The organism is Synergistales bacterium, from assembly GCA_021736445.1.
GTDB lineage: Bacteria > Synergistota > Synergistia > Synergistales > Aminiphilaceae > JAIPGA01.
Map to the genome: position 1 here is coordinate 1 of JAIPGA010000072.1, position 13,632 is coordinate 13,632.

Genomic DNA, 13,632 nt, shown 5'->3' on the forward strand with positions numbered 1-13,632 from the left:
GCGTGGTGCCTTCCGGGGACATCCGGCTCTCCTTCGACGAGAGCCAGACCTTTGAGATCGCCCCGGACAGCGGCTACGACATCCGGGTGGTCTCCGTGGACGGCCGCGGAGTGGGGACGCCCGGCAGCTACACCTTCGAGAGGGTGAGCGCCGACCACCGTCTGGAGGCCCGCTTCGAGGCCCACACATATACCATCACCGCCCGGGCGGGCACCGGCGGTGTCATCTCCCCAGACGGCGAGATCGGGGTGCCCTATTCCGAGGACCAGCGGTTTGCGATCCTGCCCTCCGGGGGGTACCGGACCAACGATGTCCTGGTGGACGGGGCCTATATCGGGGCTGTGGGGAGCCACACCTTCCGGAATGTCAGCGGCGACCACAGCATCTATGCCGTCTTCGCGGCGGTGCCGACATCCGTCCCGACGCCCACGGCGGCACCCGCCCCGACGGCCGCGCCCACCCCAACCCCGACACCTGTTCCCACGGTGACCCCCACGCCGACAACGGCGCCGATCACCAGTGGTGATGTGGAACCCGGCGACGACGACACCGGCGACGTCACGGAGGAACCCCTGGATGAGGATGACGAGGAGACCCTGGGCGACGCCATCGGCGACAGCGGGCACACCCCGGGGTCCATCACCGCCGGCGGACTCTCGGCCCAGCTGAGCAACGGCGCGACCTGGGCGACCTTCGTGATCGGCAGCAACGACCGACGGTCTCTGCTGCCCCAGGTGGAGGTGGATGCGTCCACGCTGGTCTTCGCCTACCACAGGCATGAACAGATCTGGATGCAGCTCCACAGCGGCCTGGCGAGCAACGACGTCGAGGTGGGCTCCCCCGACGAGGGGCGACTGGTCTACAGGGTGCGCGACCAGGGCGCCTTCGACCTGGAGCCGCAGGTCTACAGGGTGGATACCAAGGTGGCCGTGGTGGAGCCTGTGGCGACAGGAACGCCCACACCATCGCCCTCGCCGGCCGCAGGAGGCGGCGGAGGCGGCTGCGCGCTCCATCCGTCACTGCTGACGCTCCTGCTGGTTGCGGTTCCCGGACTCCTCCTGCTGCGGCGCTGACCGGCGCTTTGGATCCCTGACCGCAGCATTCCGCAGGGGTGACCTGCTCCGCCGATCCCCTCCCGCACCTCGGGAGGGGATCGGCGCGCGGTATGCGGCAGGTTGTCGGGGACGGTTGCGGAAGACGAGTGCTATGATAAGGTCGTCTTGAAAATACAGTCAAGGTGGTTGGAGAGAGATGGCCGTTGCCAGTCTGAGTAAGAGGGAGATACTGCATCAGCTTCGGGAGATGAAAATCACGCTGTACACTCGCTATGGCGTGACCCGCATTGGATTGTTCGGATCCTTTGCCCGGGATGAGGCAACCGGGGAAAGCGATGTGGACATTGTTGTCGAGATGCCGCCGGATTTGCTGGGTGCTGTAGCACTCAGAGAGGAGCTTGCGGGGCGACTCCAGGTCTCGGTGGATGTTGTCCGTTACCGCAGTCACATGAATCCGCGGTTGAAGAGACGGATCGACAGGGAGGCCTGCTATGTATGATCCCACCCTGGTACTCGATGTCATTGACAATGCTGCGGAAGCGCCTCGCCGGATCGAGTGGCGGTTCCAGGGCATTTCCTGTCCCGAGGATTTTGTGCGCGGCGACGAGGGGCTGGAAAAACTGGACAGCATCGCCATGATGCTTCTTGTTGTCGGGGAAAGCGTCAGGAGGATTGACAGGATGACGGAAGGGGAGCTGCTGCAGGCGGCTCCCTGCATTCCATGGAAAAAGATAAAGGGCATACGTGATGTCTTGGCCCATGGCTACTTTGATATCGACCACGAAATCCTTTTCGAGGTGTGCGCTCACGAGATCGACAGCCTTCGGGAGGCGATGAGCGTGATGAGAGAGAGGCTGCTTCGTGAGAGAGATGGAGACATCAACTTGGAAACATGAGACAGAATCATGAGGCCTCAATGATGTTATGTTGCGACGACCTATTTCCCTGGGGCAGGACGCGGGAGGCCCGCTCCGGTTTCTTGCCTTTTGGATGCATACGGTTTCCACGCTGTGGTAGTGTCCTTCGAACCTGAAGAAACGCGATCTCCCCCGGGAGATGCCGCAGCCATCCGGGCGATGCCATGCTTGCGCCGTCCGGTTTGGCGTGATACATTCTTTGCGAATAGCGGAATCCTCCGAGCTCTTCGGGCTACAGCGCGGATGCGCCATGCCGGAGAGCCGTCAGGGTGTCGTCTGGAAACGGGCGGTGCCTCCCGTGTTTGGAAAGGGGGAGACCGGGGTGGCCGGTGGGTGGTGCGCCCTGTGTTGATGGTCTCTTTCCAGGCGCGGAGGGAGGCCATCTTTTATGGAGGTGTACCACATGCGAAGGTTTTTCGGAATCATTGCGGTATTGGTGCTCTGCGGCCTGCTGGCCGGCGGAGCATCGGCGGCGGAGCGGACACTGACGCTCTACTGCGGTGCGGGGCTCATGCACCCCATGGACGAGCTGATAGCGGCCTTCGAGGAGCGTCACGACGATGTGCGGATCCGGCCCATCTACGCCGGTTCCGGCGAGCTCTTCGGGATGATCGCTACCCGGGAGCGGGGCGATGTCTATGTGCCGGGGTCGGAGAAATACACCCGGGACGCCATCCGCGAGGGCATGGTCTTCGAGGAGGGCACCAGGGACCTCTGCTACCATGTGCCGGTGATCCTCGTGCCGGCAGGGAATCCCGGTGACATCCATTCTCTGCAGGATCTGACCGGGGAGGGCGTCGAGGTGGCGCTCTGCGACGCCAAGGCGGCGGCCATCGGCAAGGTGGCCGACAAGCTGCTGGCCAAGAACAACCTCCTGGAGGCTGTGGAGGCCAACTGTTCGGTCCGCCCCAGCACCACCAACCAGCTGCTCATCTACACCGCAACCGACCAGGTGGACGCCGTCATCGCCTGGGAAGACCAGGCGCTCTGGGGCCAGTCGGAGGGCAAGGTGGAGATCGTGCAGATCGCTCCCGAACTGAACACCATCAAGACCATCCCCGCCTCGGTGGTGGCCTTCACCGAACAGCGCGGGCCGGCCCAGGCATATGTGGATTTCATCTCCTCGCCCGAGGGCAGGCAGGTCTGGAAGAAGCACGGATTCCCCATCGAGATGCCCCAGTAGATCATGGGTAGCAGGATATTCCAGTCCACCATCATCACGATTACGGTCCTCTTTGTGGGTCTGCTGGTCTGGTCCATCGTCTCTCTGGTGGTGATGCCCGAGGGGAGCGAGGTGGTCGAAAGCGCCCTGTCGGAGGAGATGCTCTACAGCATCCGGCTCTCGCTTATCACCAGCCTGCTCTCGGTGGCCATCGTCATGGCCCTCTCGGTGAGCATCGGCTATCTGCTGGCCCGCTTCCAGTTCCCCGGCCACGACGTGCTGCGCACCATCGTGGACCTGCCCATGGCCTTCCCGGAGCTGGTGCTCGGGCTCTGCCTGCTCCTGCTGTTCGGCCACAGCATACTCGGCGACGCCCTGGAGCGTCTCGGCCTGGAGCTGATCTTCAGCAAACCGGCCATCGTCATCGCCCAGGTCTTCACGGCGGCCCCCTACGCCATCCGGGTGGCCTATTCGTCCTTCCGGAGCGTGAGCAAGCGCTACGAGATGGTGGCCCGCAGCCTGGGCTACGGACACTTCGGCGCCTTCTGGAAGGTGGTGCTCCCCATGTCCCGGGGCGGCCTCTTCGCGGCGGCGGTGATCGCCTTCGCCCGGTGCATGGGCTGCTTCGGCACGGTACTGATCCTCGCCGGGGGTACCCGGATGTTTACGGAGACCCTGCCGATCACCCTCTACCTCAACATCTCCTACGGCAACCTGGCCATGGCCATGACCTCCGGCATGATCCTCATCGGGATCTCCCTGGGGGCCATCGTCATCTTCGAGATGCTCAACAGGGAGGTGGTGCTGTGAGCGGGGCGCTGCTGGAGATCGCCGATCTGCAGGTGGAGCTGGGCTCCTTCAGCCTGCGTGGGGTCAACGTGGCCATCCCCGAGGGGGAGTACTGCTGCCTTCTGGGGGCCTCCGGGGCCGGCAAGAGTGTTCTTCTGGAGACGGTGATCGGGGCCTACAAGCCCCGGCACGGCCGGGTCTTCCTGCGCGGCCGGGAGGTCACCGCCCTGCCGCCCGAACGGCGCCGGCTGGGGATCGTCTATCAGGACTACATGCTCTTCCCCCACCTCAATGTCTTCAACAACATCGCCTTCGGCCTGCGACGGACCGGTGTGGCGGGCCGCCGGCTGGAAGAACAGGTGCGGGGGATCGCCTCGCGGGTGGGCGTGGAGCCGCTGCTGGACCGGGAGGTGCAGACCCTCTCGGGCGGCGAGCAGCAGCGCACCGCCCTGGCCCGGGCGCTGATCATGAACCCCGAGATCCTCCTGCTGGACGAGCCGCTGAGCTCGCTGGACGTGGCCACACGCGAACGGATGCGCGCCTTGCTGGGGTCGCTGACCAGGGAGTTCGGGGTCACCATCTTCCATGTGACCCACGACATCGAGGATGTCTGGGCGCTGGCCACCCAGGTGGTGATCCTCCACGACGGCAGGGTGCTCCAGACGGGCACCCCCGAGGAGGTCTTCCGGAGCCCGCGCCCGGGCTACGTGGCGGAGTTCGTGGGCGCCCGCAACCTCATCTCCGGCAGGGTGGAGGAGGTCGCCACCTCCGGCCTGGCCGCGGTGGAGGCCGGCGGAACGCGGATCTACACCAGCGAGGCGCCGGAGCACGCCGAGGGCCTGCACGTGACACTTTCCATCCGGCCCGAGGAGATCCTCATCAGCCGGACGGAGCCCGACACCTCCGCCCGCAACGGACTGCCCATGCGTATCCGGCGGATCGTCCGTCGCGGACCCATCGTCTGGGTCTACGGCGACCACCGGGGGATGGAGCTGGTGGCCATGATCACCGTCAGCGGGGCGGAGCATCTGGAGCTGGCCGAGGACGAGGAGGTCTTTTTCCTCTTCAAGGCCACCAACGTGCGGCTCGCCAAGGTCTGCGAGCGTGCGGAGGAGTGCCGCTGCGAGGGCGCCGTGTAGCAGCTGCGGCGCAGGCGGAACGGAAGACAAGGGGGAGCGCGGGGCCGACCTGCGCTCCCCCTTAATGTGCCTTTGTCGCCGCAAATGGACCTGCCAATAGATAAAAGACTGGGGACAACGATTGAGCACAACAAGTCGTGGATAACCTCTTTCAGTGAGTCCCCCGCAGTGGTAGTATGCGGACCTACGGCGCAATTCCTCTATTCCTGGGTCAGGAAAGGCGAAGGTTCCATGGATCGGGTTATCCTCTTCACGCGCTATCCCCGGACGGGGACCACCAAGAAACGTCTGGTTCCGCGGCTGGGGCCCAAAGGGGCCGCAGAGTTCCAGCGCCGTATGGCCGAGCATGTCTATCGGCGGCTCTTCCCGCTGATGGATGAAGGCTACGCACTGGAGGTCCGCAGCAGCGGCGGCAGTGACGGTCTGCTTCAGAGCTGGCTCGGCGACGGCCCCTGCTACCGGCAGCAGGGGGAAGACACCCTGGCCCGGCGGATGGCCGAGGCGTTCCGGCAGGCCTTCGAGGAAGGCGCCCACCGGGTGGTGCTGGTGATGTCCGACGCTCCGGGGCTCTCCGCCGCCTATGTCCGCCGTGCCTTCCACGCCCTCGATGACGCAGACGTCGTCCTCGGCCCGGCCCGGGACGGCGGCCACGTGCTGATAGGCTGCACCCGCTACGAACCGCAACTCTTCGACGATTCGCCGGAAGACGAAACCGGCATCCTCCCGCACCGGCTCCACAGGGCCCGTTCCACAGGGCTCGCCGTTTCCATGCTCCCCCCGCTGGCCGATGTGGACCATCCGGAGGATCTCCCCGTGTGGGAGCAGAACGCCGACGAGAGCGATGCCCTGCCGCTCTCGCTGGTCAGCGTGATCATCCCCACCTATCAGAGCGCAACCTACCTCGGGGAGGTGCTGATGCGCGCCTCGGCCCCAGGTGTGGAGCGGATTGTTGTGGACGGCGGCAGCACCGACGCTACCGGGGAGATTGCCCGGGGGTGCGGCGCCGCCCTGCTGCAGAAGTGCGGCAACCGCGCCCAGCGGATGAACTATGCGGCCAAACAGGCCGCCGGAAAGATCCTGCTCTTTCTCTACCCCGACATCCTTCTCCCCAGGGGATTCGCCGAGACCGTACGCCGCGCCCTGCTGGGTTCCAGGCGCTGGGGTGCCTTCGAGCTGGATATCGTGGAGGAGAGCTTTGTCAACAGCCTGGTGGAGAAGGGTGCCAACTTCCGCAGCCGGCGCTTCAAACTGCCCTTCGGCGACCAGGCCCTCTTTTTTACCCGCTCGCTCTTTACCCAGATGGGAGGATTCCCCACCCATTCCCTGATGGAGGATGTGGAGCTGGTCCACCGTCTGGCCAAGGCCATGCCCCCGGTGGTCGTCCGGCCGCCGGTGCGCTCCCCTGCCCGGGAGGACGGAACCCGGAGTATCTTCAAGACCGTTCTGGCCAACCAGATGCTGCTGGGCGCCCACGCCATCGGTGTCTCGCCCGGGAGACTGGTCCGAAAGCACCACAACAGATAGCCCTCCCTTTGCCCCCGAGCTGTGTGAATTGTGTACACAACACTTGACAGGTCCCCTGAAATGTGCTTATATACAGAACAACTGCGAATAGGTCTGCACCATGTTCCCGCACTATGTCGCGTGTTGCTGTGATACACCTCCATAGGCCTGAGCGCTCGCGCTGCCTCCAGCGAAGGGAGTGACGGCATGGCAGCCGGGTGCCGCCGAAGCATGATCGGTCGGCTTTCGGAGGACGTTCGTTGTACCGGCAACAGCACGCTTTCCTCGGAACCATCATCGAAGCGGTCGAGATCCTGTCGATATCCGTAGCGCATCGGTTCCACCGGGTTGCCGAACCCTGTGGCTCATCTCGTTTTTCATACCCTCTTCACGAGCAGGTTTGTAGGAACGCGCATTGTTATGCACGTGCGTTTTCTCGCGTGGGGCGAGAGAGCGGAACGCGTGTATCTATCCATAGATCGACTGTATAGGAGGTATAGAACTATGAGAAATGCAGTAAGGCTTCTTTCTGTCGCAGTGGTGATTGGTGCGCTGCTTGCGGCCCCCGTTTCAGCGGCCACCGACAAGCCGGTTACCTTTGTGGATTTCAGCTGGGACAGCTGCCAGCTCCACAACCGGATCATGGGCTACATCCTCGAGAAGGGGATGGACCGCGAGGCGGAGTACGTCTTCGCCGAGAGCATGCCCGGCCTCACCGGCCTGGAACGGGGCGACATCGACGTCGTCATGGAGGTCTGGGTGGACAACGTCCTGGAGTGGTGGGAGCAGGCCAACGAGAAGGCCACCATTGTGGACCTGGGTGCCAACTTCCCCGACGCGCCCCAGGGCTGGTACGTGCCCACCTATCTCGTCGAGGGCGACCCCGAGCGGGGCATCGAGCCCTCCGCGCCGGATCTGAAATCGGTAAAGGACCTCCCCAAATACAAGGAGCTCTTCGTGACGCCCGAGAACCCCGACAAGGGGCGTCTCTACAACGGTCCCGCCGGCTGGGTCTGCACCTCCATCAACGTGCAGAAGCTGGAGACCTACGGTCTGGCCGACGACTTCGAGGCCTTTTCGCCCGGATCCCAGACGGCCCTCGCCACGGCCATCGCCGGCGCCTACAAGAAGGGCGAACCTGTCCTGGCCTACTACTGGGAGCCCTCCTGGCTCATCGGTCTCTACGACATGACCCTCCTCGAGGAGCCCCCCTACCGGGAGGAGCTCTGGAACGACGAGGGCGGCTTCGGCTGCAGCTATCCCGCCGTCCGTGTGCGCATCGCCGCCAATGCCGACTTCGCCGATCTGAACGAGAATATCATGGCCATCCTGCGAAACTACGACACCACCCTCGCCCAGAACAACCTGGTGCTCTCCTACATGGAAAAGGAGGACGCCGATCTGGAGGAGGCGGCGGTCTGGTTCCTCAAGACCTATCCCGACGTCTGGAAGGACTGGATCCCCGAGCGGATGAGCGATGTGGCGGGCAACCTCGAGGCGGCGCTCGTCGAGGAGGAAGTGAAGTAGCATGGCGGAAGTGAAGTCCATGGGTGAAGCGGTTCGGATCTCGAACCTCTGGAAGGTCTACACCCGGGAGAAGTCACTGAAGATCGCTCCGGAGGAGCTGGAAAACGAGACGAGGCGGAAGGAGCTGGAGGAGAAGGGGAGCGCGGTCTTTGCCGTGCAGGATGTGAGCTTCGGCGTTCGTCCCGGGGAGGTCTTCATCGTCATGGGGCTCTCGGGAAGCGGCAAGTCCACCCTGATCCGCTGTCTGCTCCGGCTGGTGGAGCCCACCTCGGGGGGCATCACCATCAACGGTACCGATGTGACCGCCATGAACACCAGGGAGCTCAAGCACTTCCGGCAGACCCAGACGGCCATGGTCTTCCAGCACTACGGTCTGCTGCCGCACCGGTCGGTGCTGGACAACGTGGCCTTCGGCCTCAAGCTCCGCGGGATCGGGCGCGACCAGCGCAACGAGAAGGCCAAACAGGCCATCGCCCAGGTGGGCCTCAAGGGCTGGGAGAGCTACTATCCCGCCTCGCTGAGCGGCGGCATGCGCCAGCGGGTGGGCATCGCCCGGGCGCTGGTGGCCGAGTCGCCGGTGCTCTTGATGGACGAACCCTTCAGCGGTCTGGATCCGCTGATCCGCCGGGAGATGCAGGATGAGCTGCTCCGGCTTCAGGAAGAGGTGCACAAGACCATCTTCTTCGTCACCCACGATCTCAGCGAGGCCCTCAGACTGGGCGACCGGATGGCCGTGATGCGCAGAGGCCGGGTGGTGCAGGTCGGCGCTCCGGACGACATCATCGCCGATCCCGCCGACGAGTACGTGGCCAAGTTTGTGCAGGACGAGCGCGAGCAGTTCACCCGCGCCGAGCGGCACATTGTCAACAAACCCGACAAACAGGTCGCCGGGGGGGAGTGGTAGATCATGTTTCCCGAAGCCTGGGAATTCCATGTGGCCGATTCGGTCAACGACTTTGTGGAGTGGTTGCTGCAGTCCTTCGCGCCCTTCTTCGACAGCGTCTCGGCGGGGATCCTGAGCCTGCTGCTGAAGATCAACGGTTTCCTCGACGCCCTGCCCTGGTGGCTGGTGATCGCGGTGATCTTTCTGATCGCCTACGTCACCACCAGAAAGGCGGTCTTCGCTGTGGTGATGGGGCTGCTGCCGGTGGTGATCGGGGTCTTCGGTCTCTGGCCCATGGCCATGGACACCCTCTCGGTGGTCATCACCGCCGTGGTGCTGGCGCTGGCCTTCGGCCTCCCCATCGGGATCCTGATGGCGCAGTTCAACCTGGCGTCGCTGCTGATCAAGCCGATCCTCGACGGGATGCAGACCATGCCCAGCTTCGTCTACCTGATCCCGGCGATGATGCTCTTTGGTCTGGGGAAGGTGCCCGCCGTGCTGGCCACCTTCATCTACGCCGTGCCGCCGGTGATCCGTCTCACCGAGCTGGGGCTGCGGCATGTGCCCACCTCCGTGGAGGAGGCGGCCATGGCCTACGGGGCCGGCCGCTGGCAGATGCTCAAGGAGGTCCAGATTCCGCTGGCCATGCCCTCCATCCTGGCCGGCGTGAACCAGACCACCATGATGGCCCTGGCCATGGTGGTGGTGGCCTCCATGATCGGCGCCCGCGGACTGGGGCAGGAGGTGCTGCTCTCCATCAACCGTATCGACGTGGGCCGCGGCTTCGAGGCCGGCCTGAGCGTGGTGGTCATGGCCATCGTCATCGACCGCCTCACCCAGGGCGTGGCCAGGCGCTGGGAGCCGCCCACCGCCTAACCGGCAACAGCGACAGACAACGGCACATACGACAGCCCCGGACCGTATCGGCCCGGGGCTGTCGCTGACTGGGGTGCCGTTTAGAGGTGTTCTTCTGCTTTGAGCGTCAGCAGATCGTCCAGGACGCCGTAGGCGGTGTCGTAGAGGTCCGGGGTCTCCTGGATCACGTGTATGGGTGCCATCAGGTCGGTGTGGTAGCGCAGGATGTTGCCGCTGCCGGTGATGGCGGCGAAGTGGTGGTCCTGAGGGATGCGTTCCACGCCCACGCCGGCCCGCACGTGCTCCCCGTCGCGGCGGGCGCGGCAGATCAGCTTGAGATGGTGGCCGGCCCGGCGCGCTGCGGAGACATCCTCCAGGGTGATGCCGGCGATCCCCTCGCGTTCCACATCGAAGGGCGTGATCCCGGCGTCCATCAGCACATTGGCCAGCGCCGCCGTCTTGGCGGCCGCGTCCCAGCCGTCGATGTCGTTGGAGGGATCCGCCTCGGCTATCCCCACCTGCTGGGCCTGCCGGACCGCCTCGTCGAAGGAGATGCCCTTCTCCATACTGGTGAGGATCACGTTGGTGGTGGAGTTGAAGATCCCGTCCACCTCGGTGACGGTGCAGCCCTTCAGGCAGCCTCTGGCCAGGTTGAAAATCGGTGCGCCGTCCATCACCACCGTCTCGAAGAGGAAACGCCTGCGTTGCTCCCTGGCGATGCGGTCGAGCTCGCTCCAGGCGAAGGCCACCGGTCCCTTGTTGGCCGACACGGCGTGCTTGCCCCGCTGGAGGGCCGTGCGGATGTGGGAGAGCGCCGGTTCGCCCCGCCCGTCGATGGAGAGGGTGGAGAGCTCCACCAGCACGTCGTACTCCAGGGTCTGCGCCGCCTCCAGGGCGGTCATCCTGGCGGCGTCGGGGTGTTCCGTGAAGCCGTCTGCGTCCAGGTAGCTGTGGTAGGCCTCCGCCAGGGCGATCCCGTCGGGGTTGGCAACGGCGCCGTGGTTCTTGGTGACGATCGCCGCCGGGGTGAGGTCGAGCCCCGCCAGTCCGGGGAAACGCTCCCGCTCGTCGGTGAGGATCCGTGCCATGGTCTTCCCCACATTACCGAAACCGATGATCAGCGCGTGCATCGCACCACCTTCTTTTCCATAGGGTATTGTACATCGAGTATACCATCCGATGCTGCGCCGGAGGCTTGTAACGATGCAGACGGCCACGTATGATGAACGAAGACTGGACGCAGGCCGAAAACCGAGGACTGAGGAGTGAGACGATGGCAATCGAGGTGCGTGTTGCGGGGAAGGGAGCCATCACCAGCGAACGGCCGCTCAGCGGGCGTGATGTGCTGCGGCGGGTCGCCCCGGGGGATGCCGACCACGTGATGGCCTGGCGGGTGAACCGCTACCTCCGGCCGCTGGGCTGGGTGGTCGACGAGGACGCCGAGGTGGAGTTCGTGGACACCTCCAGCTTCGAGGGGATCGAGGTCTACCGCCGGACCCTCAGCTGGGTGCTGGCCCTGGCCTGCCGCCGGGCGCTGGGGGTGGATGTCTTCGTGCGCCACTCCATCAGCCACTCCTACTACTGCGAGCTTGCCGAGGGGGAGATCACCGAGGAGAAGGTGGCCAGGGTGCGCGACGCCGTGCAGGCCCTGATCGACCAGGACATCCCCATTGTCCCGGAGGTGCTGCCGCTGGACAAGGTGCGCCGGATCTTCAACCGCCAGGGCAACCACGACAAGGCCCGGCTCTTCCGCTGGGCCGCCCAGGACCCCGTGAACCTCTACCGCTGCGGGAAGCGCTACGGCTTCTTCTATGCCCCGCTGGCGCCCTCCACCGGCTTTGTGGGGACCTTCGACCTCCTGTACTACCCGCCGGGGATGGTGCTGCGCTTTCCCACCGTGGCCTATCCCACCGGCCTGCCGCCCTTCCACGCCTCCAGCCACCTGGTGGATGTCTTCCGCGAGTACGGCCAGTGGCTGGATGTCCTCAATGTGAGCACCATGGCCAGCCTCCACGAGCAGGTGGCCCAGGGCCGTGCCCAGGACCTGATCCTCATCTCCGAGGCCTTCCACTCCCAGCGCCTGGCGCGTCTGGCCGAGGAGATCGGCCGCCACCGGGACATCAAGGTGCTCTGTCTGGCCGGCCCATCGGCGTCGGGCAAGACCACCACCGCCCGGCGGCTGGAGGTGCAGCTGCAGGTCTGCGGGCTGCAGCCCGTCACCCTCTCGCTGGACAACTACTTCCTCAGCCGCGAGCAGACACCCCGGGACGAGGAGGGCAACTACGACTTCGAGGCTCTGGAGGCCCTGGATCTGGAGCGGATCAACAGCGACCTTTCCAGGCTCGTGGCGGGGGAGGAGGTGCAGCTGCCGAGGTTCGACTTCGTCACCGGCAGCCGGAAGCCCGGCAGGACGGTGCGGCTTGGCGAGCGGAACGTGCTCATCGTGGAGGGGATCCACGGCCTCAACGACCGGGTGACCGCCTCGGTGCCGCCGGACCGGAAGTACCGGCTCTTCGTGGCGCCCCTCACCGGGGTGAGCCTGGACCGGCACAACCGCACCAGCACCACCGACAACCGCCTGCTGCGCCGCCTGGTGCGGGACCACAACACCCGCGGCTACAGCCCCGAGCGGACGCTGCTCCAGTGGCCCTCGGTGGTCCGGGGGTCCCACCGGCACATCTTTCCCCACCAGGAGCATGCCGACGCCATGTTCAACACCGCCCTGATCTACGAGCTCTCGGTGCTCAAAGGCTACGCCGAGCCGCTGCTGCGCACCGTGTCCGAGGAGTCCCCGGTCTTCGGCGACGCCCAGCGGCTGCTGGCCATGTTCCGCTACGTGCCGGTGGTCCCCGCCGACAAGGTGCCCATCGTCTCCATCATCCGGGAGTTCATCGGCGGCGGCTGCTTCGAGGTCTAGTCCGCCTCGGAGGGGATGCTGCCTCTGTCCCGCAGCCGGCGGGCGATGTAGACAAGGGGCGTGTCCGCCGCGGCCACCACGAGTTTCAGCAGATAGGTGGTCAGCAGGATGTCCAGCAGCACCGGCGGGGGGAAGACCCCCAGGAAGGCCACCGACACGAAGACCAGGCTGTCCAGAAGCTGGGAGACGGCGGTGCTGAGGTTGTTGCGGATCCAGATGTGTTTGACCGCCGGGAAGCGCCGGCGCCAGAGGTCGTAGGCCCAGATGTCGTGCAGCTGGGAGGAGAGGTAGGCCAGCAGGCTCGCCGCGGTGACCCGGGGCATGATGGCAAAGATCGTCTCCAGTGCCTGCTGGGCGAAGTCGCTGCTGTGGGGGGTGAAGCGCAGCGCCAGCCACATCATCCCTGTGGCGAAGGCGAGGCTGAAGAAACCGATATAGACCGCCTTGCGGGCCGCGGCGGGGCCGTGGTTCTCGGAGAGGATGTCGGTGGCCAGAAAGGACGTGGCGTAGACGATGTTGCCCAGCGTGGCCACCAGGCCGAAGAGCGACACCGTCTTGAGCACCTGGATGTTGGCCACGATGGCCGCCATGGCCACCCAGCAGTAGAGGCCGTAGCGTCCCCAGAGGACATAGGCCAGCAGGATCCCACCGAAGTTCACACAGAGCAGTACAAGCCAGAGCAGTTCGTTGTGCATCGCCGTCACTCCCGTTGATGGTTGTCGTCGCCCGGCCATTGTACACGAGAGCCCCCGCCGCCGGGGCGGCAGACACCCACCCGGGCTGTCTCTGCTCCCGGCGGGGAGGCGGGGTGGTTCCCGAGGGGCCCCGGTGGTTTCGTCAACGGTCAGCCCAAAAAGGCCCCGCCCGCGGGCGGAGCCTGGAGAG

The 13,632-nt window shown here is 65.3% G+C and carries 13 protein-coding genes and 1 riboswitch; of the genes, 11 read left to right on the top strand and 2 right to left on the bottom strand.

The annotated features are described in order from the left end of the window. The 10 genes from K9L28_09670 to K9L28_09715 form a co-directional block, all read left to right on the top strand. Positions 1–1,073, top strand: a 1,073-nt coding sequence (locus tag K9L28_09670) for a hypothetical protein (GenBank protein MCF7936593.1), incomplete at its 5' end; no start/stop codon positions are given. Between the two features lie 178 nt (positions 1,074–1,251). Further along, positions 1,252–1,554: a nucleotidyltransferase domain-containing protein gene (locus K9L28_09675; GenBank protein ID MCF7936594.1), complete on the top strand. Its 303-nt coding sequence runs from the start codon at positions 1,252–1,254 to the stop codon at positions 1,552–1,554. After that, positions 1,547–1,951, top strand: a complete 405-nt coding sequence (locus K9L28_09680) for a DUF86 domain-containing protein (protein MCF7936595.1) — start codon at positions 1,547–1,549, stop codon at positions 1,949–1,951. The genes K9L28_09675 and K9L28_09680 overlap by 8 nt, the downstream gene beginning before the upstream one ends. A 225-nt stretch (positions 1,952–2,176) precedes the next feature. Further along, a riboswitch (molybdenum cofactor riboswitch) is annotated at positions 2,177–2,301 on the top strand. Between the two features lie 74 nt (positions 2,302–2,375). Further along, a complete protein-coding gene (gene modA / locus K9L28_09685) occupies positions 2,376–3,155 on the top strand; it encodes a molybdate ABC transporter substrate-binding protein (GenBank protein MCF7936596.1) in 780 nt (259 codons plus the stop codon). A gap of 3 nt (positions 3,156–3,158) precedes the next feature. Then, positions 3,159–3,944, top strand: coding sequence for an ABC transporter permease (locus tag K9L28_09690; GenBank protein ID MCF7936597.1), 786 nt, complete (start codon positions 3,159–3,161; stop codon positions 3,942–3,944). After that, positions 3,941–5,062, top strand: coding sequence for an ATP-binding cassette domain-containing protein (locus K9L28_09695; protein MCF7936598.1), 1,122 nt, complete (start codon positions 3,941–3,943; stop codon positions 5,060–5,062). Before K9L28_09690 ends, K9L28_09695 begins: the two co-directional genes overlap by 4 nt. A gap of 231 nt (positions 5,063–5,293) precedes the next feature. Then, complete coding sequence (locus tag K9L28_09700; GenBank protein MCF7936599.1) at positions 5,294–6,586, top strand: TIGR04282 family arsenosugar biosynthesis glycosyltransferase; 1,293 nt, start codon at positions 5,294–5,296, stop codon at positions 6,584–6,586. 483 nt (positions 6,587–7,069) lie between these two features. After that, on the top strand, positions 7,070–8,092 hold the full coding sequence (locus K9L28_09705) for an ABC transporter substrate-binding protein (GenBank protein MCF7936600.1): 1,023 nt from the start codon (positions 7,070–7,072) through the stop codon (positions 8,090–8,092). A 1-nt stretch (position 8,093) separates the two neighbouring features. Continuing rightward, entirely contained in the window at positions 8,094–8,996 is a 903-nt protein-coding gene (locus tag K9L28_09710; protein ID MCF7936601.1) for a betaine/proline/choline family ABC transporter ATP-binding protein, read from the top strand. Between the two features lie 3 nt (positions 8,997–8,999). After that, complete coding sequence (locus K9L28_09715; GenBank protein ID MCF7936602.1) at positions 9,000–9,851, top strand: ABC transporter permease subunit; 852 nt, start codon at positions 9,000–9,002, stop codon at positions 9,849–9,851. 80 nt (positions 9,852–9,931) lie between these two features. Here the strand turns inward: K9L28_09715 and K9L28_09720 are convergent, their stop codons facing one another. After that, complete coding sequence (locus K9L28_09720; protein ID MCF7936603.1) at positions 9,932–10,960, bottom strand: homoserine dehydrogenase; 1,029 nt, start codon at positions 10,958–10,960, stop codon at positions 9,932–9,934. Between the two features lie 143 nt (positions 10,961–11,103). On the opposite strand from K9L28_09720, the gene K9L28_09725 reads away from it, so the two are divergent. Then, positions 11,104–12,747: a nucleoside kinase gene (locus tag K9L28_09725; GenBank protein ID MCF7936604.1), complete on the top strand. Its 1,644-nt coding sequence runs from the start codon at positions 11,104–11,106 to the stop codon at positions 12,745–12,747. Here the strand turns inward: K9L28_09725 and K9L28_09730 are convergent. Further along, complete coding sequence (locus tag K9L28_09730) at positions 12,744–13,442, bottom strand: queuosine precursor transporter (protein MCF7936605.1); 699 nt, start codon at positions 13,440–13,442, stop codon at positions 12,744–12,746. The genes K9L28_09725 and K9L28_09730 overlap by 4 nt on opposite strands. Positions 13,443–13,632 lie beyond the last annotated feature (190 nt).